Below are 22593 nucleotides of genomic sequence, written 5' to 3'. Positions count from 1 at the left end.
CATATTATGGCGTTGTTTTTGGGAAATAACAGGATTCTAAAGATAATCGACAGAACGCTGCCGGAGGTTTTTGCCGGCAAAAATAACTTTAGCGGGAATGATGTGCTCAGTTTTTGCAACCTTGTTAAAATAATGGGCATAGACCTTTTTGAGGTAGATTCAGCTGTAATGAAAAAGGTTAAAAAAATGCCAAAGGGAATTGACTTTATTTATAGGGCAAACTCCGAGTACGAAGTAGAAGAGTGTATCAGAAGGGGAATCAAATATTGTGTTGTTAAGTGGATAAAACTTATAAATCCCTATTTCTGCGACGTTATTTTAAAAAGTGGATTGGCAGTAACAGTTGAATATAAGGTTGAAAATATCGGGGATCTTTACAAACTGGATAAGATGCTGGCTATGGGGAAATTAAGAAGTACAGGCAAACTGAGAATCAAGGGACTCGACAGGGTTGTTTCTGATGGGTGGCTAGAAATTCTCAGGGACATAAGCAAAAAATACAATATGGATATTGATATTTGTCCCGATAATACATATAGCATAGCCACGGCCTTAAGCTTAGAAGGAATAATGGGCGGCGTGAACACTGTTACGGGAACATTTATGGGGTATGGGAGCGGAAAAGGATTTGCGGCAATTGAAGAGGTTTTGATGGCAACAAGACTGCTTATGGATCTTAAAACCAATACTAAACTTGATATATTGCCTCAATTAAAAAAATCCTTCTGTAAGCTGACAGGATTAGTTGTGCCTGACAACAAGCCTGTTTTAGGTGAGGATATATTCAAGTATGAATCGGGAATACATGCGGACGGTATAGAGAAGGACCCATCCACATACGAGCCCTTCAACCCATTAGTGGTTGGCCAGCAAAGGAAGCTTGTCATAGGCAAGCATTCGGGTAAGAAATCGGTATGTAAGAAACTTAAGGAGCTCGGTCATGATGTTGATGAGGATAAAATTTGTACTGTACTGGATATGGTAAGGACTAAAAGCATTCATGTCAAAAGGGAATTGTATGACCATGAGCTAAAGGACATTGTACTGTCCAGGGAATTATGTTGTTTGTAATACACAATGGAGGGGTGCTATGATCAGGATTGTGGACACTACATTAAGGGATGGGGAGCAAAAAGCAGGTGTTGCCTTAAGTTGTGATGAAAAGGTCCAGATTGCCAGGCTTCTTGATAAAGCTGGGATTTATCAGATAGAAGCAGGGGTCCCTGCCATGGGTGGAGATGAGAAGATGAGCATAAAGAGAATTGCAGCTCTGGGTATTAAAAGCAGGATTTCTGCCTGGAACAGGATTAATATTGAGGATATAAGGCACTCGATGGAGTGTGAACCGGATATTATACATATATCTGTTCCGACTTCCGACATTCAGATAAAATCTAAATTAAGAAAGGAAAGAACCTGGGTTATAGATACGCTTAAAAGGTGTGTCTGTTTTGCCCTTGAAAGCGGCTGTGAGGTAACGGTTGGATTGGAGGATGCATCGAGAGCGGACTTCGGGTTCCTCCTTGATGTGATTTCAGAGGTTTCCATCGAGGGCATAAAAAGGGTAAGATATGCGGATACGGTAGGAGTATGTCATAGACAGAAAGTGTATGAGGAAATATCGGCTATAAGGTCAAAAATTGGAATAGACGTAGAATTTCATGCCCATAACGATTTGGGTATGGCTGTTGCCAATTCCATAGCGGCATATTTGGCGGGAGCCGATTTTATTGATTGCACAATAGGAGGTATGGGTGAGAGGGCCGGAAACTGCAATTATGCTGAGTTTGCGGCGGCGGTTAAGGGATGTCTTGAAGAATGGGGTGATGTGGATATAAGGGATATTATGGAGATGCAAAACACTGTCATGGGGATTATCAGTAAGAGGTAGAGAGCCCTTGCAGGGGAGGTGGTAATATCTGTTAATAGAAGCGTGAATTGAATACTCTATAGATAATAGAGGGATTTATAAGCTCAGATTCACTAGCTTTCAAACTCCGGATAAAATAAAAGGAGCAGGCAGACTGCCTACTCCTACTAAGATTTCATATTCATGAAATATATTAATATATAGTTTTGCTTAAGCCCTGTTACCCTCTGTTAGATCATGCTATACTTTTGTTGAATTGACCCGCTATCATTATCACGTCTGCCATATTTATTGCTCCATCCCTGGTTAAGTCATAAGCATCAACAAACTTTGAATCTCCTTTTGTACTGTTAAATCTGGTAGCAAGTAAAATAACATCTGCCATGTTTACCACACCATCACGATTTAGATCAACACTTATATCCGGAGTTGAAGGAATTTTTGTATATGTAGGTGTTGGAGTATGTGTAGGAGTTGGTGTTGCAGCATCCGCCAATTCGCCAACATAGGTTGTAATGCTTTGTGCAGGAAGCTGAGCAGTAAAGGAACCGCCGGATACATTTATGGAAGATCCTGCTGCCATGTTGCTGCTGCCTGTAGTAACCCAGGGAGTGACTTTTGATAAGGATGCTGCACCTTGTACATTGAATTTCTGGCTTACTGCGGAAGTACCTTTGTTTATTGCCACAATAACAGCTTTATTATCACCTTTATAGGCAGAAATGTATACGTTTGTATTTGGATTCTTCGTTGCATCAACCCTTACATAATCAGGACGAACAAATTTGGAGAAATGAGCCATCATATAACCACGCTTGCTTATAGTACCATCCTCTTTCATTGGACCATATGATCTGCGTATGTACCACCACACATATGCCTGGAACTCTGCCTCTACCATGGAATTATGCATATGAGTCGCCACATCCAATGCTTCAGGCCAGCGATCCGCTGAGTTGGCTTCACTATTTGGAACATATACTTCTGTCATCCAGAGATCTTTTCCTGCTCCTTTTTGTTTGAAAAGAGGATAAGGAAATGCACTGACTTGTGTACCATATAGGTGAGCACCGAGAATGTCCATATTGGCAAGAGCCGTCGGATCGTTCAAAATAGGGTCAGAGATATTTTTCAGGTATTGAAATGACTCTGGTGCTATTACTCTGCAGTTAATTGATTTAGCGTTTTCCTTCATGAATTTAAGCATTTCCTCTGGAGTCCACCATGTCCACTCATGTGCATAATCAGGCTCGTTTTGGACTGAAATAGCGTACAAATCCACACCATTTTCCTTCATGTACGAGACGAAATCGTTAAGATGCTGTGCATACGCAGCGTACTTATCGTACCTGAGTCGTTTTTTTCCATTGACGGTCTCAGTCATGCTGCTTGGGGGATTCCATGGGGAAGCAAAAACTATTGCACCCTTTTTAATAGCTGCTTTTGCTGTAGCTATTTCTTTGGACCAATTATCTCTAATATCGTCTACATGGATTCTTAAAATAGAAAAACCTAGCTGCTTTTCTCCATTACCAAAAGCTGTTTCTCTTTGAGATTCTGTCAAATCATCAATCCAAGTTGGAAAGTTTATTCCTCCAAAACCTCGAATTACTTGTTTTTGTGCCGATAAATTGACTGTTACATCACTTGCTGCTTGTGTTATTACTGTAAAGTTGATAGATGATGTTACAGCAACAACGAGAATGAGTATAAAAATTAGCAGCTTTCTAATATTTGTTTTCATTCTAATTCCCTCCTAAAATAAATTAATTTATAATTTACATTTATGTAAATTCAATTATTAAACCTCATTAATATATTTCGTAATATAATTTTTTTTAAGTTCTATAAAATGGATAACAACTTCTTACAGGCAGAAAAAATTCCTCGTAAATATTAGCTTTCAATAACCAAAAAAGCAATAATTGGCCAATATTATTGGTATAATTATAATAATATAAAATACAGGTGGTGATGAGCATGAAGGATAAAAACATCAAATGGCTTTATGAGGAATTGCCTGGTTTGATATCAAAGGGCATACTCACTCAAGAAACTGCACAGGAAATCAAAAAATATTATGGAGAACCTGAAGAGAGAAACTGGCTCAGGATAATGCTTGCCATATTTGGAACGCTGGGTTCCATACTTATTGGTAGCGGTATTATCCTTATTTTTGCGAAAAATTGGGATGCCTTGTCAGTTCCAGCTAGAACCGTACTATCTTTCACACCTCTTATCATTTCACAGGTGCTTGGCATTTATGTGATTCTAAAAAAGAGGGATTCGATGGCTTGGAAAGAAGGAGTATCGACATTCATCATCCTTGCCGTGGGTGCTGCAATATCCCTTGTAGGCCAGACCTATAATATATCGGGAGACAGGACTGTTTTTACCCTCACATGGATGCTTCTCATAGCACCCCTTGTTTATATTTTCGATGCATTTACCCCAGCACTTTTTTATCTTATTGGAATAACATTCTGGGCGGGGTTTGAGCAGTCGGATGGAGGCTACGCGGTGTTATACTGGGGGCTATTGGCAATACTGATACCTTATATCATTAAAGCATTCAGAAACATTGAATCAAACCGATCGGTAATGCTATTGTGGGCTTTATCACTAAACTTGTGTGTATCTATCGGGATAGTTCTGGAAAAGGTTTTGCCTGGGTTATGGATTGTTATTTACAGTAGTTTCTTCGCTGTGCTCTATCTGCTAGAAAAAGCATTTATAAACAAAAACCACTCAATTGACCGGATGCCTTTTAATGTTGTAGGTACCATAGGCATACTGGTTGTTTCCATTTTATTGACATTCAGAGGGTTCTGGGACCACGTAGGTTGGCTTATGTACCGCCATGAGGCAAGATTTAATGATTTGGCCGGAATAGTGGATTATATTCTTGTTGCCATACTCTTATCAGCAGCTGTTTATCTTTTTATAAGGAATTTAAAAACCAAGAATGCTTTTACACAGATATTCGGATTTGCAGCAATATTATCTGCAATTTGCTATATGGCAGCAGCCTTGATACAAGATGGATCTATCCCTGTAATATTGTACAATATTTATATATTTGCTCTTGGACTAAGTACAATAGTTAACGGGATAAGAAAGAAGCATATGGGAATAACCAATGGAGGTATGCTTATTATTTCAGCCCTCATTATTGTAAGATTCTTTGATACCGAAATGTCATTTTTGTTGAAGGGATTATCATTTATTGCAGTAGGTATAGGTTTTATCATATCAAATGCTGTTTTAATCAAAAAACAAAAGGAAGTGAGTCTGGATGAAAAAGCATATTAAGATTATATTGTTTATTATACTTTCCCTTGCACAGCTGGCATTTCCAGCTCAAATGATAATGAGCAGGGAGAATGTATTAAATAAGGGCCAGGTTTTTAAATTTCGCATCAAGCCCATCGACCCTGTTGATAATTTCAGAGGGAATTACTTAAGCATTTATTTTAGTGATAACAGAGTGCCTGTAAGTAGTAATGATAATTATTCGCTGAACCAAACAGTATATGCAACTGTTGAAAATGATATTGACGGTTTTGCAAAATTTACAGGGGTGTCGTCACAAATACCTGAACATAGAAATTATATAAAGACAAAGATTTTGTATTTTGATTATGAAACAAGGGCAGGAGAAGAAAGTAAAACAACAAAATTGGTTCCCAGGGCGGTTTATATAAAGATACCCTTTGAGAGGTATTATATGGCGGAAAACAAGGCTAAACCGGCTGAGGAAGCATACAATAAAAGCCTGTCGGAAAGAAAGGAAGTCTATATAACTGTAAAAATACATAATGGTGATACAGTCGTAGAAAATCTTTATATTGACGGGGAGAAAATTGAAGACTATTTAAGGCATGACTAAAGTGTTAATATTTATTGAATTTTTTGCTTTCAAATATATACTGCAATTTAAAAATGAGATATAATGACTTGTAATAATTATCTAGGAAATGGTAAGAGAATTATAGATAATTAATTTTTATCATTTTCAATTTTATAGGGGGGGTAGTAAATAATGAGAAGAAAGTCAGTATGCACATCAGTTCTACTGGCAGTTACAATGCTGCTATCAATGTTTCTTTTTAATTCAACAGTTCAAGCTGCTGGGTTTGAGATGGAAATAGGCTCTGTTGAAGGATGCAAGGGAGAAACGGTTATAGTACCAGTAAGCTTTAAAAATGTTCCTGCAGCAGGAATCAACAACTGTGATTTTACGATAAAATATGATGCCAGTATAATGAAGGTTTTAGAGGATGGCATTATACCAGGGCCTATAGCCAGAAATGCAAGCATAACATTTGACAAAATTGTAGACCCAAATAGCGGAATAATAAAGTTCCTTTACTGTGATGAAACAGGATTGGGGAATGAAGCTATCAAGTCAGATGGAGTATTTGTTAACATAAAGTTTCTAATAAAGCAAACCGCACCTATAGGTTTTAATAGAATAAGAACTGTAGGTGTATGCACCTTTGGAAGTACATATCTCGAGGCTGTACCGGCAGGCATAACAGAAGGAAATTTGAATGTCATTGAAAAGCAGGGGTACAAGGTGTCGGGCTATATAACGCCTGACTTGGCAATGGGCGATTCGTCTTCTGCCCTGAAATCCGACTTCAGTGTTGGAGTAGCAGGTACAGGAATCAATACCGTGACTGATGAAAACGGATTCTTTCAATTGTACATAGAAAACGGCATAACAAATTGTACTCTAGCTATAACCAAGGACGGCTTCTTGTCCAGGAATATAAATGGCATAAGCCTCACAAGCCCTAATGGCTTTACAGAAGTATCCTCAGTGGCAGCTCCCATCAAAATGTGGATTGGGGACATAAATAATGATGGGGCTATTAATATGAAAGACATAATTGAGATAAGTAAAGTATTCAATTTCTCCAAGTCAGACAGCGGATACAGCGGTAAATGCGATATAAATAAAGACGGTCGGATAAACATGGCGGATATAGTAGCTATAGCAAAGCACTTCAATAGGGTGCCTGCTGATTACAGCATATAGGACAGGGGGAGAAAAATGATTAATAGTTTAATTAAAAAACTTTTGATAATATATATGGCGGTTTTGGTAGTAGGAGGTGTCTCCATTGCGTCAGCTGTCTTTGCAGAGGGAACTGCTTTAGATTTGAACGGCAATGCAATTTCGTTGACTGAGGTAATAGATTTTAAGGATTATAATTTTGAAAAGCGTATACGCGAAAACATAGGTAAAAGCTATGGGGATATTGTTTATGGCGATGTTGCGGGTATAAAAGAGCTCAATTGCTCTAATGCAGGGATAACCGATATCGAAGGTATACAGCACTTTCAAAGCCTTGAGAAGCTGGATTTGTCAGGCAATGGGTTAAGTTATATAACACCGTTATACAGGCTTAAAAAGCTGAGTAGCTTAAAATTAGCCAACAATGACATTCAGGATTTTTCACCTGTAAAACCGTATTATGACAACCTTCAGGAAAAGGACTTCAGAATTGACTATATGCTTGGAGATTTAAACGGGGACCAATTAATCGATGCAAGCGACAGGGAATTATTAAAGAAGTATATTTTTAGACTTGAGAATACTTTTCCTCTTTCATCGGGTTATGAATTGAGGCTGGCCGACTTAAACGGAGACGGGAAGATCAACTCAATTGATTATGCAGTGCTTAAGAGATTTTTGCTACAATATATTAATGTTTTTCCAAGTAAAAACTACATACCTTTAGCAGATGAAAATGACTTTGAGTTTGATGCTGCTACAGGAACAATTATAAAGTATATAGGGCCTGGCGGAGATGTAAGGATTCCCTGCATAATAGACGAAGTGCCGGTAAAGGGGATAGACAATACTTCATTCTACAACTGCAATCGTCTCAGCCGTGTAATAATTCCTGAGGGTGTGGCATTTATAGGAGATTACGCATTTTCAGGTTGCGGCTATGTTACTGATATAACTGTTCCCAAAAGTGCCACTAGTATAGGGAGATATGCTTTTGCAGGCTGCAGCCTATTAAAAGGCATGATAATTCCAACTGGTGTCGCAAGCATAGGAGACAATACATTTTATGGATGCAGATCCCTTGCTGGCATAACAATCCCATACACTGTTACGAGTATTGGAAACAACGCATTTTTTGACTGCAGCTCTTTGACAGGTTTAGCAGTTCCGGAAGGTGTGACTGATATTGGGAAAAGTGCATTTGCAGGCTGCAGCGGTCTTAATAGTATAAAAATACCACAGGGTATAACAAGCATAGGAGAGGGGATGTTCTCCAACTGCAGCAGCTTAGCCTATATCACAATACCAAACGGGGTTAACGATATCGGTAAGAACGCTTTTAACGGATGTAGGTCATTGACTTCCATAACTCTTCCCCAAAATCTATTATCAATAGAAGATTATACATTTGCAGGCTGTATAAGTCTTAATAATTTAAGGTTCCCTGCAGGGGTTGTAAGAATAGGGGAATATGCATTTTCAACCTGTAGCAACTTGTATAACATAACTTTACCCGAAAATCTGAAAATTATTGGATATGGTGCTTTCTTCAGATGTACGGGACTTGCAGCAGTTAAAATTCCAGGCAAAGTAACAACCATAGAAGCCAGAGCATTTGAAGGCTGCAGCAAACTACTTTCAGTAGAATTTTGTGGAAATCAACCATCCTACTTTGGTGATTATGCTTTTGAAGGGTTTCAAACAGGTTTTAAAATTGTAGTTTTGCCTGGTGCAAAGGGTTTTGGCAAACCTGAGCCATATAATAATGAAGTAGCTTGGACGTGGACTATAAACGACAGATCATCCTACAGGGTGGTTTTAAAGGGTGCGGAAGATATAACTCCTACACCTACGGCAACCTCAGCACCGACAAATACGCCAACACCTACTCCGTCAACTAAAGTAGCTGGCGAAAAGGACTTTGAATTCAACACTGAAACAGGCACAATCATAAAATACATAGGTTCGGGTGGAAATATTATAATTCCTGACACAATAGGCGGAGTAAAAGTGACCGGAATTGGAGATTTTGCATTCTCAGGATCCTATGACCTGTTCAGCCTCATGATTCCTGCAGGAGTAAGCCGTATAGGGGAAGGAGCATTCCAGAGCTGCACCAGGATAAACCGTATAACTATACCGGAAAGCGTATGCGAAATAGGTAAGGGTGCTTTTAGAGATTGCAGTTCATTACTGAGCCTGGTTATACCTGAAGGTGTTACAACAATAGACGATTATACTTTCTCAGGGTGTTATGGAATTTTAAGTATAAGAATTCCTCAGAGTGTAATTGCCATAGGGGATTATGCATTCTCAGGTTGTAGTAAGCTTACGGCTCTTGCAATTCCCGCAAAGGTATCGGCAATAGGAAGTTTCACCTTCCAGGGCTGCAGCGGCCTTTCAACATTAACGATACCGGAAGTTGTGACCGCCATAGGAGACTATGCATTCTCAGGCTGCGGCGGACTTACAAAAATAGCAATACCAAATGGAGTGACGAAGATCGGCAAGGGTGCCTTCCAGGGCTGCAGCGGTATAGGATCGATTACAATACCCCAGGGTATTACAGTTATAGAAGAGTCTACCTTCCAGGGCTGCGGCAAGTTATTAAGCGTTATGGTACCTGACAATGTAAGGACAATTAAAAAGTACGCATTTGCAAGCTGTATAAGCTTAATTGATATAACCCTTCCAAACCATATAACAGCAATAGAGGATTTCACGTTTTCAGATTGCAGTAGACTTACAGGTATATCCCTTCCAGGAAGTCTTACCACTATAGGCTATGGTGCATTCCAGAGGTGTAGCTCCCTTTTGGAGATAACAATTCCTGCCGGTGTATCATTTGTAGATTCAAGGGCCTTTGAAGGGTGTACTAAGCTTGCTACAGCAGCATTTATGGGGAAAGAGCCTAGATTTGGTACAGATGTATTTAAAGAAGCATCCGGTAATTTTAAAATCACAATATTACCATCAGCATATGGTTTTGGCGGAAGAAACGATTCGTCATGGATATGGCAGCCCATTAATAACCCTCAGTACAGGGTTGAAATATCCCGGATTTAGGGATGGGTGAAGTAACATAAGCTTTAGCATCTTCTAAAGGTGCAAAACAAATAAAACAAATAAGTAAAGTCCCGCAGCCACTATTGATTAAGGTTGCGGGACTTTTGTGTGGTCTCTGTAAGAAGTCGGTGGTTCCATTACCCATTTGTACTGATTTGTTGTGATATATAACAAAATAAAAATTTACTAATTTCATTTTGTCGGTTATAATATAGTTAGGTATTGCATGTTTTTTTATATAAGAAATACAAGAGAGAATAGGGGTGTTAAAAGATTAAAATAGTAGGTATCAAGTGTAACTTTAACAGAAGGGGGGATGAAGGCACTACAATAAGCCTTGGCTTTAGTTTTTAATTATATAAATGCCGTAAAATCTTGCAGTTATTATAAATATATATTCTACATATTTACAAATTAGCTTATCAATTCTTCTATATTTATCATATTCGCAAAATTATGTTGTAAATAGTATTCAAAATAACTTACATTATTATAAAATACCCAAAACTCTATTTATTCATATAATCTATTATAACTTCGCCATTTTTGTATTTAAATACTATTTGTCATGTGTAGTTAGCAATTAGTCTTTAAATTGTTTATTATTTAAATTTTGAAAGGGGAATGAAAATGAAACAAATAAAAAACATTAGAAATAAGTCAAAAAGAGTACTGACGATGCTTATAACTTTAGGACTGCTTATCACATCTATACCTGTAATGAATGTATTTGCTGCTGATACTATTGAAAAAGGTACCCTGACTCTTAGTGTCGATAAGACCATTGCTGATCAAGGAGAGATTATAACAGCTACTTTAAGCATAAAAAATATAAAAAACTTTGCCGGTTATCAGGCAAATATAAAATTTGATCCAACTGTTTTGAAGCCTGTCATTCCATTCGGTGCTGATCTTTTGCCATACCAGAATTTGACAGCTGTTGAGCCAGGTACTTTATTGGCAAATACAAAATTTAGCCCTGTTGATATAGTTTTCCATGATTTGGATATTGGTATATTAAGCTTTGGTAGATCATATCTCCAGCTACCTTCCTACAGAAACTCAGGAAGCATTGAAACAACAGGTTCTATTGCAGAAATAAAATTCAGAGTTTTAAGATCAATTCCAACTGAAATTTATTTTAAGAACACAAACATTTTGCCAAATGGCTTTCTAGGAACAGCTCTTTTTAACTATAATGCAGAGCAGACAACCTACTATGATATAATCCAACCGGGAATAATACTTTCAGGCAGCTCGTCAACTCCTAAGGTAATCACACCAGGCCCTACCAGCACACCTGTAGTTGTTACAGTTCCTGAAGATATCAATGGAGACAGGGCAGTTAACATGGCAGATGTTGTTCTTATAGCAGGAAGCTTTAATGCAACTTCTACTTCACCAAATTACAATAAGAAATGTGATATAAACAATGATGGAACAGTTAATATGGCAGACGTTGTAAGGCTTTCATTAAAGTTTAACTATACATATTAAAGATTGAGTTTAATCAAAATAAAAAGCCTAAAATATAAATTATTTCAAAACAAATGGATCGGTAAATGCCTGATTAGGGGCAATGCCGGTCCATTTCTTCTATGGAGCCTATTTTAAAATTAGCCCACAAAAACGTTTAATAAATAATATGTATACAGAAATAATATTTCTCGATATTATAAATATTATCCATATTATTGCTGGATTTATCTTGTTACATAGACAGTTTTTGAAGATAATGTAGTGGTTACCCCATTTATGCCCTTTTCCCTTACTGTAATTGTATGCTTACCTGTTGAAATCGAATTGGTATTTAGGTAATAATCATAACCGCTTCGTGAATTGTTGTGCTGTGGATAGACAGAAGCAACATCCGGTCTTGACAGGCCATAGACAGCAGTACCTATAACAACTCCGTCAACAAGTACTTCAATTTTATCAACACCGCTTATGTCTAAAAACCAGCCTGAAACCCTGAAGGTCCCTCTTATAGTTTGACCCGAAGTTGGCTTGTCAATATAGCCCTTTGGCAGCAGTCTTGAAACCATAATATTTGCAGGTGCTAGTGTTGTAATAGTACCATTTGTTGAAGTCTCGCGGATTGTAATGGTATGGCTTCCTGTGGAAAGATTTGCTGTGTTTAGCATATAGCTAAATCCCGAGTTGGAGTTATAATATTTGGGGTATAATTTTGCAATATCTTCCCTTAAACTGCCATAAGCTGCTTCCCCTACTTTTTTGCCGTCTACCAATATCTCGATTTTGGATACGTTCTCTGGATCCAAGAAATAGCCTGACAGATTAACAGTTCCGCTGATTGTGCTATCCTTTATAGGTACTTCCAAACAACCTAAAACAGGAAGTATTTCAAATTCAAAATCTTTGTATAAAAGCTGGCTGTATACGTTTTCAATCGGTCTGTAATCAGTTATTTTATTGCATGAAAGATATAGATAAATCAGATTTTTCAAGCTCTTTAACGGCCTTATATCAGTAATTCCGTTATTCTTTATTTCAAGAGCAATTATATTTGGTAAATTAGAAAGTACTGTAAGGTCAATTATGCCGGTATCATTAAGACCTATAGCCTGAAGGTTGGTAAAACTGCTAATCGGGCTGAAATTATTGATGGGATTGCTGCTCAACACTATAGATGCCAGCTGGGGCATATTTGATAAAAATGAAATGTCGCTAATCCCCAGATTGTCCAGTTCAAGGTCAGTAATGCTGTTATACTTGGTGATTTGCTCAATATTGCTTATTGGATTTTGGCCGATACCAACATATTTAAGTGTCGGTAATGAATGAAATGCACTTATATCTGAAATTTGGTTGCTGTTTATGTACAATGAGTCGAGGAGTGTAAGCGAAGATAAAGGCTTTATGTCTGTAATCAGGTTATTTCTAAGGTTTAAAGAGATTAAGCTTCTTAAGTTTGACAATGGACTTAAGTCACTGATTTGATTGTTATTTAGTGAAAGAAGCTGTAACATTGTTTTTCCGTTTAGAGGGCCCAAATCACTAATCTGATTGTTATCAAGCTGCAGATCAACTGGACTTAGCCCTGTCAGAGCACTTATATTACTAACACCGCAGTTATTCATATAAAGCGTTGTAAGAGAAGTGAATCCTGAAACTTCATTAATATCAATAGTATTACCACTGATGTTGAGTTGGGTTAAGCCTGAAAGATTTTTAATTGATATGAGTGAGGTTATCCGATTGTTTGCAAGATTCAGATTTGTAAGGCCTGTAATGCTTTTAATAGGGTTGATATCACTTATGAGATTGTCATTAAGAGTTAATGTTCTGAGTTTTATAAATTTGGCTAAAAATGACAAATCGCTGATTTTGTTGTTACCAAGGTCTAGCATAGTAAGATTTATGCAAGGAGTTAGGGGAGATATATCGGCAACGCCATTTCCTCCAAGGGATAGGGATGTCAAAGATAATGTGGAGGAAAGACGGCTTATAATGCCGATATTAATTAAGCCGGTATTGTTAAGGCTTAGTATTTTGAGCTGTGCAAGGCCTGTAATAGGCTCAAGAGATGCTGGGTGGTTGTTATCCAATGTCAGAAATTTGAGGTTGGTTAGGTTTCTGATGGCATCGATATTTCCTATTTTGTTATTGCCAAGATCCAAAACAGTTAGAGCTGTCAGTGTACTCAACGGGCTTATGTCTCTTATTTGGTTATTGGATAGCAATGCGGTTTTTAATCCTTTAAGATACTGTATGCCTTCTAGGTTGGAGATTCCTTTTAAACTTGCAAATAGTGAAGTAATTGCTGCAACATCAGTATCAAGAATATTTCCTGAGGGCTTATTGATTTGTTCTCTTATAACTGACTCAAGACGGCTGTCCGGAAACGTTATTACATTTGAAGCAAACGATTTGACAGGCAAAAATAAAATGGAAGTGCAAATTACTGACGCAATGATTGTAAGTAAAGTAAAACCTTTTTTTGATCGGTTTCTCTTTTTCATGTACATTCCTCCCTAAGTGGTAGATTTTAACTTGTTTTGTTGTTTTACATTGCAAAACACATATTCTATTTTAGCAAAATATGTTATTAAATAGAAGTGACTTTAGTCATGGCATTGATTTAAAAAAATAACCGCTCCGAATATTCGTGCGGTATCAGATGAGCTTTATTTATGTGTATGCAGGAGAATTTCCAGCTTGTCCATAAAGCCATTATTTGTTGAAAGTTCCTACATCATGAGCGTTTACTGTTTTCTCGTCAAATATATTTACTGTTTTTTCGTCGTACATTGTAATCACTCCTTCATTAGTATTATATATAGGCATTTATTCTTTAGTGTCTGTCTTTGATTAATATATATTATCATTTCACTTTTTATTAAAAGTATTCTTACTTGGGAGTTATTGCAAAGACAACTCCATCACCTGGTAAAATCCAATCGGAATATCCCAATTCCAGCCCGTTGCCAAGCTTTCGCTGGACCAAATTATACTTTTGATTCTCCATGTAGCCAAAACTAAAGCCGGATAATTTGTATGACTTATCCTCCATTATAAATATTATATTGTATTCTTTACAGGGTTTGGTCACACAGTTTGTAAAGTACAGATCGTTTTTAGGCACTATCGTTTCAATTGTCATATCTATTACGCAGCAGTACTTTATGGGTATTTTGCATATAGTGTTAATGACAATGCAGTATTCGTCGGTGCACTTATCGGAATTATCAAAGGGCTTTATTTTTTTCTGTATATATTTTGTCCTGTCCTTTTTGTTGACCATAAACCTGCTTACTTTGTAAAGAGAATTATTATCAATACCATTTACTTTTTGCATGGAAGCTTCAAAAACTATTTTTTCAAAGGCAAGTTTTTTAGATGGATTAATAATTACCATTCTCTTATGTATTATTTTTTTAATATGATTGCCATTTATTAGGCACTCTATGCGTGCTTCATATTTTTTGTAATAGCATTCATTGAGTAAAGAAGAAACTCCCTTGACAAAAAAATTGAATACATTGTCTTTTTCGTGCTGGTTATCTCTAAAATAAAGCTTTCTATCAAGCTTTTCTTTTATTTCCAGTATTTCTTCTCGGGTCAGGCGATCAAGGTATCCATACTTCACTAAATTTTCTGTAGATTCAAACTTCAGCTTAAATACATTAATGAGAGTTGTTGTAATAAGTGCAAATCCTATTCCTCTGAAGCTGTTTAACATGGAACTCAACAAAAAGTCCGCATGATTTTGGCCACCTGTACCTATCACACGTTCAAAATAGGAAGCTATAAATATTGATGCTATACCCATAACTACGCATATAAATGATGCTGTTGTGATTCTTTTTATCATAATTATTCCTCACAAAATATAGCTGATAAAAACAAATGAAACAGATTATTTAATAATCTATTATGTTAATTCAGAAAATATTCATAATATATATCATCATTTATGAAGGGGAATATTCAATTTTATTCCCACTTTGATTTTAAAAGGCTGAATTTGTGTGATATAATCTAAATTAAGGAATGATTTAAAACTACTGTATAATATATATTACAATTATCTGAGCAATGCTTCTATGATATATTCTTAAAACATACATCAAAAATTAAAATTTAATAGGTGGTGATATGAAAAAACAATTTTTGTGGGTAAATAATTTTTTGTTTTGTCTATGAAATTCTGGTGTATTCCACACCAGAATTTCTCACGACAACAATCAATGCTGCAAAATCGCAAGAGATTTTGTTAAAAGGGGGATTATAATTCATGAGAAAGATTTTGAGTTGTTTACTTATTGTATCGGTACTAACGGGTTTTATTGTTCCGTCTGTGTCTTTTTCAGCAGCCGGAGGCTTTGATTATGCTGCGGCATTTAAGGATTCCATTTTGTTTTTTGATGCTAACAAATGCGGTAAGGATGTGGCGGGTGACAATCATTTCAGCGGATGGAGAGGTGCCTGCCATATTGAAGACGGTAAGGATGTAGGCGTGGATCTTACCGGGGGATTCCATGACGCCGGTGATCATGTCAAATTTGGATTGCCTCAGGGGTATGCAGCTGCAATACTGGGGTGGTCTCTTTTTGAATACAGAGATGTATTTGACTCAACCGGAAATACCCAGAAAATGCTTTCAACACTTAAATATTTTACCGACTATTTCTTAAAAAGCCATCCTGATGCCATTACATTTTACTATCAGTTGGGAGAAGGGGAGGAGGACCATAAATACTGGGATGCTCCTGAGAAACAGACATATAACAGGCCTACATATTATGTTGCGGATGCAAGCCATACCGCATCTGATGTTCTTGGAATGACATCTGCGGCACTTACTATAATGTATCTCAACTATAAGGGCACTGACTCTGTATATGCAGACAAATGTCTCAAGGCAGCAAAGGAACTTTATGTAATGGGAACATCCAACCCTGGATATGGGAGCGGACAGTCATTTTATATGTCCAACAGCTATTATGATGACCTGGCATTTGCTGCAGCTTGGCTTTACCAGATAACGAAGGATGAAAAATACCTTCAGGATTCTCAAAATTTTATCAAAAACAGAAACAGAAAGCAGGAAGACCCTCTCCAACATAAGTGGACAATATGCTGGGATGATATGTACCTCGCTGTTTTTACAAAATTATCCGAGCTTACCGGGAATGAAACTTATAAAAATGCAGTTGAATACAACTTGAACTACTGGAAGACTGGCATCAAAACATCCCCTGGAGGAATGAAATACCTTGACAACTGGGGAGCTTTAAGATATGCTTCGGCAGCATCACTTTTGGCTATGCTGTATTATAAACAGTCAAAGGATGAATCCCTTAAAACATTGGCTAAGTCCCAAATCGACTATATACTTGGCGACAATCCGGCAAACATGTCATATGTTATCGGTTTTGGCTCTAAATACCCTACTCATCCTCATCACAGAGCTGCCAACGGCTATACATATGCAGGAGGTGAAAACTCAAAACCGGCGAAGCATTTGCTGACAGGTGCCTTAGTTGGAGGTCCTGATGCTACCGACAAATACATCGATGATGTCAACCAGTTCCAGTACACTGAGGTTGCAATAGACTATAATGCAGGATTTGTAGGTGCAATGGCAGCGGTTACCAAATACTACGGAGGAGCTATAGTATCCAATCCTCCGTCCTCAACCCCAACTACAAAGCCAACTCCTGCAAACGGTTATAAGGTATCGGGTTTTATAGCTCATGATTTGACCAGTACAGTATCAAAATCCGGATTTAATATTCAAATTGTGGGAACACAGCTTTCTGCACAAACAGATAACACAGGCTACTTTGAGATAAGTGGCGTGTCGGCAGGTTCGAGCTATTCATTAAAGGTATCCAAGGCAGGATATTTGTCCAGGGAAATTGGCAGCTTGACTGTCACAAAGGATACTCAGGTTTCCGCCGTGAATGCTCCAATTTACATGTGGGCTGGTGATATACCTGTAGATGGGATTTCAGACGGTGCGATTAACATGAAGGATGTTATTGAGATAGGCAAGTGCTTTAACGCCACAAGTTCAGATCCTAAATACATTTTATCCCGTGATTTGAATCAGGATAACAGCATTAACATGTCGGATATTGTTATCATAGCCAAGCATTTTGGAAAAACTTCAGCTGATTATAACTGATTGTGCCCCACTAAAAAATCTTTTAATACGTACTATATAAATAGATTCTGCTACTATAAAACTTTGTATAGGAGTTGGTGTTGTGATTAAAAAATTTTTTCTTAGGGGACAAGCAATTCTACTAACTATGGTATTTCTTTTTGTTGCGATTCTAGGAAGTATTCCCGCGGATGCGTCAACTGCATTTACAGGAATGAGGAACATTTCGTCACTGGAGCTTGTAAAGGATATGAGGCTTGGATGGAATTTGGGCAATACCCTTGATGCTACCGGCGGGGAAACAAGCTGGGGTAATCCTAAGACCACAAAGGAAATGATTGATAAGGTAAAGGAAATGGGATTTAATACTGTAAGATTTCCCGTTACCTGGGGAGGACATGTTGGCCCTGCTCCAAGCTACACAATTGATCAAGCATGGCTAAACAGGGTAGAAGAGGTGGTAAATTATGCCTTGGACAACAATATGTATGCCATAGTTAACTTCCATCATGAGAATTCATGGCTTAAACCCACATATGCCAACGAAGCACAAAGCAAAGCACAGCTCACAAAAATATGGGAGCAGGTAGCAAACCGCTTTAAAAACTATAGTGATTATTTGATATTTGAAACTATGAATGAACCAAGGGTAGAGGGTTCACCAAACGAATGGTCGGGCGGAACAGCTGAGAACCGACAAGTGATAAACAGCTTTAATTTGGCAGCCGTCAATACTATAAGGGGTACAGGAGGCAATAATGCATCCAGGCATATCATGATACCGGCTCATGCGGCATCGGCAATAGATGCAGCACTGAACGACCTGGTTATTCCCAATAATGACAATAGAATTATTATATCAATACATAACTATTCGCCATACTATTTTGCCATGGATGTAAACGGAACTGCAAGCTGGGGGACTGCAAGCGATAAGTCTTCTCTTGCAGGCGAATTCGATGTACTGTATAACAGATTTGTTAAAAACGGAAGAGCTGTAGTAATTGGTGAATTCGGTACAATAAACAAAAGCAACGAGGCTGCCAGAATAGCACATGCTGAGTTTTTTGTCAAAGAAACAAGGGCAAGAGGGATTACGCCTGTTTGGTGGGATAACGGGTATTCCGAAGCCAAAAAATCAGATTCATATGGTTTGCTAAACAGGACTGCCCTTTCATGGCATTATCCTGAAATAGCAAAAGCTCTTGTGAGGGGGGCAGGAGGTGCTTCAAATACTCCAAGTCCCACAAGAGTAATTACACCAACAAAAGCTTCAACTCCAACGTCTACACCTACACCAACAAAAACTCCAACGTGTACGCCCACAGAGGCTGTAACACCTACACCCACACCTACAAAAACGTCGACACTTACACCGACAAAAGCGGTAACAACTGCTACGCCTGTGGTTTCAGCTGTAAACCCTGTTCCGGAAGATATCAATGGGGACAAAGTTGTTAACATGGCGGATATTATATTAATAGCATCACATTTTAATGCTATCGTATCAGGGACCAATTATAATAAAAAATGTGACCTCAATAATGATGGAGCCATAAACATGAGCGATGTCATACTGGTTGCCTTGAAATTTAATATGGTAGTAAACGTTTCAACACCTACGCCCACTGCACAATCCATACCCGTATTTAAGGATGTGTCGGTGCATGATCCTTCGGTAATAAAAACTAATGGTACCTATTATGTTATAGGATCACATCTTGCTTCTGCAAGGACCGATGATTTGATGCAGTGGCAGCAGGTATCTTCAAGTGTAAGCAACACCAATCCTTTAATACCGAATGTGTATGCTGAGCTTAAAGAATCCTTTGACTGGGCACAAACCGATACAATGTGGGCAGGAGACATAATACAGCTTAAAGACGGCAAATATTATATGTATTACTGCTTGTGTAAGGGCGATTCGCCAAGATCTACGCTGGGCTTAGCCGTTTCAGACAGCATAACTGGCCCGTATAAAAACCAGGGTATATTATTGAAATCCGGCATGTGGGGGGAGCGAAGCGAGGATGGAACTGTCTACGATGCCACAAAGCATCCTAATACGGTTGACCCGGATGTATTCTTTGATAAAAACGGAAACCTGTGGATGGTATATGGCTCCTATTCCGGAGGAATATACATTTTGAAAATGGACCCTGCAACAGGAAAGCCCATTGCCGGTCAAGGCTATGGAAAGAAGCTTCTAGGAGCAAATCACAGCAGGATTGAAGGGCCAAGCATGCTATACAGCCCGGAAACTGATTATTATTACCTATTCCTTAGCTTCGGTGGACTAGATGCTGCTGGTGGTTATAATATAAGGGTTGCACGCTCAAAAAATCCTGACGGACCCTTTGTCGATGCTGCAGGAAACAATATGACGGACTGCCGTGGCCCTGCAGGCACTACATTTGATGATAAGGCTATTGAGCCTTATGGTGTTAAGCTTATGGGTAATTTCCGCTTTGCTGAAAGTGGCACAGGATATGTTTCGCCAGGGCATAATTCAGTATATTACGATGCAGCTGCAAACAAATATTATTTGATATTCCATACACGTTTTCCGGGACAAGGAGAAATGCACCAGGTCAGAGTGCATCAAATGTTTATAAACGAGGACGGATGGCCTGTATCTGCACCTCATCGTTATGGGGGAGAAACTATCGGAAGGTACTCTTTGGATGAAATCAGCGGGGATTATGCTTATGTAAATCACGGAAAAGATATTAGTGCCTCTGTGAAAAACTCTGTTAAAATATCCTTAAATAAAGACGGCACTGTTACAGGAAGTGCAAATGGAAAATGGCAGCTTAATGGTTATAATGGTATAGGATTAAGCATCGGTGGGGTTGATTATACAGGAGTATTAGTTGAACAGTGGGACACCGGTCTCAAAAAGTTTGTGATGACGTTTAGTGTATTGACAAGAAACGGCAACGCTGCAGCATGGGGAAGTAGCATAAACTAGGACTGCAGATATGAAGAGGAACTGAACATGGATACTGTACAGTTCCTCTTTTTATGCCTCTTTTTATAATATTAAGCCAAAAAGTTACGGGCTTTGCAGGTATATTATATCAAACAACACAAAACTTTACATTTTTTTGCGTATGTGGTAGAATTATTTTGCAATAGAGAGAAAAAAGGAAGTTATATATTTTTACACTTTTAATATAAATTATGGGACTTAGTACTGCATCTTAAGTTATTTATTGATAATAAATTATATTTTTATATATTTATTATTTAAATTTATATGGAGGTGTAAAAATGAAAAAGGTTTTACCAGTATTAATCCTGTCACTTATTCTGGTGATAGGAGCAATGGTTTCTGCATCTGAGCCATGTCCTGCCAACTGCAGCGGGACTGGATGCAATCTGTATGCAGATGTCAATTCCAGCGGTATCTGTGATGTAGCACTTGCAGACACTGTCACACAGGCAACACCAACTCCGTGTCCAGCCAATTGCAAAGGCAAGGGATGTAACCTCTACACCGATGCCGGCGGCAACGGTATCTGCGATCTTTCAGCTGCTGATAAGGGAGTACAAGAAAAACCAACTGCAAAGCCAATTGCAACACCATGCCCGGCAAACTGTAAAGGCAAGGGATGTGCCCTCTACACTGATGCCAGCGGAAATGGAGTTTGTGATCTTTCTGTGGCTGATAAGGGTATGGTTGTAAAGCCAACAGCAACCGTACCTTCTGCTTTGGTAACGTTTAAGGATATTGCCAATCACTGGTCAAAAAACTATGTTGAAAGGCTTGCAGGCAGCAAAATATTGAGTGGTTACCCTGATGGTACAATAAAGCCCGATCTTGAAATAAACCGTATTGAAGCAGTCGTGCTTGTTCTGAAAGCTGCAGGGGTAAAGCCCGTTCACAAGGATGGAGCCAATTTTGCGGACAAGTCATCCATTCCTGCGTGGTCTATGGACTATATTGAAGCTGCTGTTGAGAATAAAATAATAACAGCTGACAAAAATGTTCAATTCAAGCCAATGGGCAAAATATCAAGACAAGAATTGGCAGTGATACTTGTTAAGGCATTCGGACTGGATGAAGAAAGTGTTCAAGGGGCTAAATTTAAAGATATATCAAGCATATCCGACATGGCGAAAAAATGTATTTGTATCGCCTCCGATCTAAAAATTATATCAGGGTATCCTGACAATACATTTAAGCCTGACAAAAACGTTTTACGTGCTGAAACCTTTACCATGATAGCAAGGGCTTTAGATTTGCAGGCTCAAACATTATAAAAAACCAGAAGGTTATGGTGCCCTTAAGGGTGCCATAACTTCTCTTAAATTATTTATTCTTTTAAATCATTTATTCTTTAATTTTGAGAGGTACATTTATGAATGGTAACGGATTTTTTCTGGGACTTGCCAATGGAACGGTATGCCTTGCCTACTGTTCACCTGTGCTGGTCCCATATTTGCTTGCTGAAGGAAACAATATAAGATTTAACTTTTTACATATGGGGCAGTTCCTTCTTGGCAGATTTGTGGGATATACAATATTTGGAATAATGTCGTGGATTGCATCTCAGTTGCTTTTAAGCAAGCTACAGGATAGTAGCATAGTATTTGGTATATTATACTTATTATTTGCTGTAATGATGTTCTTCTACGGGCTATCTAACACTCATAAAAATTGTTCTGCGAAAAAAATGAACGGCTTTACAGCCAAGCTTTCAAATAGGATGCCATTTCTTGTCCCATTTATTTTCGGACTTATAACAGGTATAAATCTATGTCCTCCATTATTGCTTGTATTCACGGAAGCTATGAGTAAAAGCAGTTTGGTTAACAGCCTGTTGTTCTTTATAACATTTTTTGCAGGGACAATGATTTACTTTATTCCACTGCCTCTTTTAGGGTTATTTTCAAACTTCAAGCACCTAAAGACCATTGGCAAGATGGCTGCTTTATTAATGAGCTTTTATTATCTTTATATCGGAATTATTACGATTGGAGGAATAATATAGATTT

At 38.1% G+C, this 22593-nt stretch carries 14 protein-coding genes; 11 read left to right on the top strand and 3 right to left on the bottom strand.

Going from position 1 to position 22593, the window contains the following annotated elements; genetic code table 11:
- Window positions 1-6 precede the first annotated feature (6 nt).
- Both VIO64_RS07710 and VIO64_RS07705 read left to right on the top strand, forming a co-directional pair.
- Window positions 7-1071, top strand: coding sequence for a homocitrate synthase/isopropylmalate synthase family protein (locus VIO64_RS07710; RefSeq protein WP_331916812.1), 1065 nt, complete (start codon window positions 7-9; stop codon window positions 1069-1071).
- 19 nt (window positions 1072-1090) lie between these two features.
- Window positions 1091-1891: a homocitrate synthase gene (locus tag VIO64_RS07705; protein ID WP_331916810.1), complete on the top strand. Its 801-nt coding sequence runs from the start codon at window positions 1091-1093 to the stop codon at window positions 1889-1891.
- 214 nt (window positions 1892-2105) lie between these two features.
- Here VIO64_RS07705 and VIO64_RS07700 read toward each other — a convergent pair whose 3' ends face one another.
- On the bottom strand, window positions 2106-3614 hold the full coding sequence (locus tag VIO64_RS07700; protein ID WP_331916808.1) for a dockerin type I domain-containing protein: 1509 nt from the start codon (window positions 3612-3614) through the stop codon (window positions 2106-2108).
- Window positions 3615-3850: 236 nt separating this feature from the next.
- Between VIO64_RS07700 and VIO64_RS07695 the strand changes: the two genes are divergently transcribed.
- The 5 genes from VIO64_RS07695 to VIO64_RS07675 all read left to right on the top strand — a co-directional run bounded on the left by VIO64_RS07695 (window position 3851) and on the right by VIO64_RS07675 (window position 11456).
- Complete coding sequence (locus VIO64_RS07695) at window positions 3851-5182, top strand: DUF2157 domain-containing protein (RefSeq protein ID WP_331916806.1); 1332 nt, start codon at window positions 3851-3853, stop codon at window positions 5180-5182.
- Window positions 5166-5759 carry a GDYXXLXY domain-containing protein gene (locus VIO64_RS07690; RefSeq protein WP_331916804.1) on the top strand — a complete coding sequence of 198 codons (594 nt, stop codon included), beginning with the start codon at window positions 5166-5168 and terminating at the stop codon, window positions 5757-5759. The genes VIO64_RS07695 and VIO64_RS07690 overlap by 17 nt, the downstream gene beginning before the upstream one ends.
- Before the next feature lie 153 nt (window positions 5760-5912).
- A complete protein-coding gene (locus VIO64_RS07685; RefSeq protein WP_331916802.1) occupies window positions 5913-6914 on the top strand; it encodes a cohesin domain-containing protein in 1002 nt (333 codons plus the stop codon).
- Window positions 6915-6929: 15 nt separating this feature from the next.
- Entirely contained in the window at window positions 6930-9959 is a 3030-nt protein-coding gene (locus VIO64_RS07680) for a leucine-rich repeat protein (RefSeq protein ID WP_331916800.1), read from the top strand.
- Window positions 9960-10589: 630 nt separating this feature from the next.
- Window positions 10590-11456: a cohesin domain-containing protein gene (locus tag VIO64_RS07675; RefSeq protein ID WP_331916798.1), complete on the top strand. Its 867-nt coding sequence runs from the start codon at window positions 10590-10592 to the stop codon at window positions 11454-11456.
- A 206-nt stretch (window positions 11457-11662) separates the two neighbouring features.
- Here the strand turns inward: VIO64_RS07675 and VIO64_RS07670 are convergent, their stop codons facing one another.
- Window positions 11663-13942: a leucine-rich repeat domain-containing protein gene (locus VIO64_RS07670; RefSeq protein ID WP_331916796.1), complete on the bottom strand. Its 2280-nt coding sequence runs from the start codon at window positions 13940-13942 to the stop codon at window positions 11663-11665.
- 389 nt (window positions 13943-14331) lie between these two features.
- Window positions 14332-15294, bottom strand: a complete 963-nt coding sequence (locus VIO64_RS07665) for a hypothetical protein (RefSeq protein ID WP_331916795.1) — start codon at window positions 15292-15294, stop codon at window positions 14332-14334.
- A 423-nt stretch (window positions 15295-15717) separates the two neighbouring features.
- Between VIO64_RS07665 and VIO64_RS07660 the strand changes: the two genes are divergently transcribed.
- The 4 genes from VIO64_RS07660 to VIO64_RS07645 all read left to right on the top strand — a co-directional run bounded on the left by VIO64_RS07660 (window position 15718) and on the right by VIO64_RS07645 (window position 22589).
- On the top strand, window positions 15718-17613 hold the full coding sequence (locus VIO64_RS07660) for a glycoside hydrolase family 9 protein (protein WP_331916793.1): 1896 nt from the start codon (window positions 15718-15720) through the stop codon (window positions 17611-17613).
- Window positions 17614-17695: 82 nt separating this feature from the next.
- The gene (locus VIO64_RS07655) at window positions 17696-20563 is read left to right on the top strand and encodes a cellulase family glycosylhydrolase (RefSeq protein WP_414705246.1); all 2868 of its coding nucleotides are present in this window, start codon (window positions 17696-17698) and stop codon (window positions 20561-20563) included.
- Between the two features lie 302 nt (window positions 20564-20865).
- A complete protein-coding gene (locus VIO64_RS07650) occupies window positions 20866-21858 on the top strand; it encodes an S-layer homology domain-containing protein (protein ID WP_331916791.1) in 993 nt (330 codons plus the stop codon).
- A gap of 98 nt (window positions 21859-21956) precedes the next feature.
- The gene (locus tag VIO64_RS07645) at window positions 21957-22589 is read left to right on the top strand and encodes a sulfite exporter TauE/SafE family protein (protein WP_331916789.1); all 633 of its coding nucleotides are present in this window, start codon (window positions 21957-21959) and stop codon (window positions 22587-22589) included.
- Window positions 22590-22593 lie beyond the last annotated feature (4 nt).

The organism is Pseudobacteroides sp. (assembly GCF_036567765.1).
Lineage (GTDB): Bacteria > Bacillota > Clostridia > Acetivibrionales > DSM-2933 > Pseudobacteroides.
Note: the sequence above shows the minus strand (reverse complement) of the source record. Positions and strands in the feature narration are given on the sequence as shown.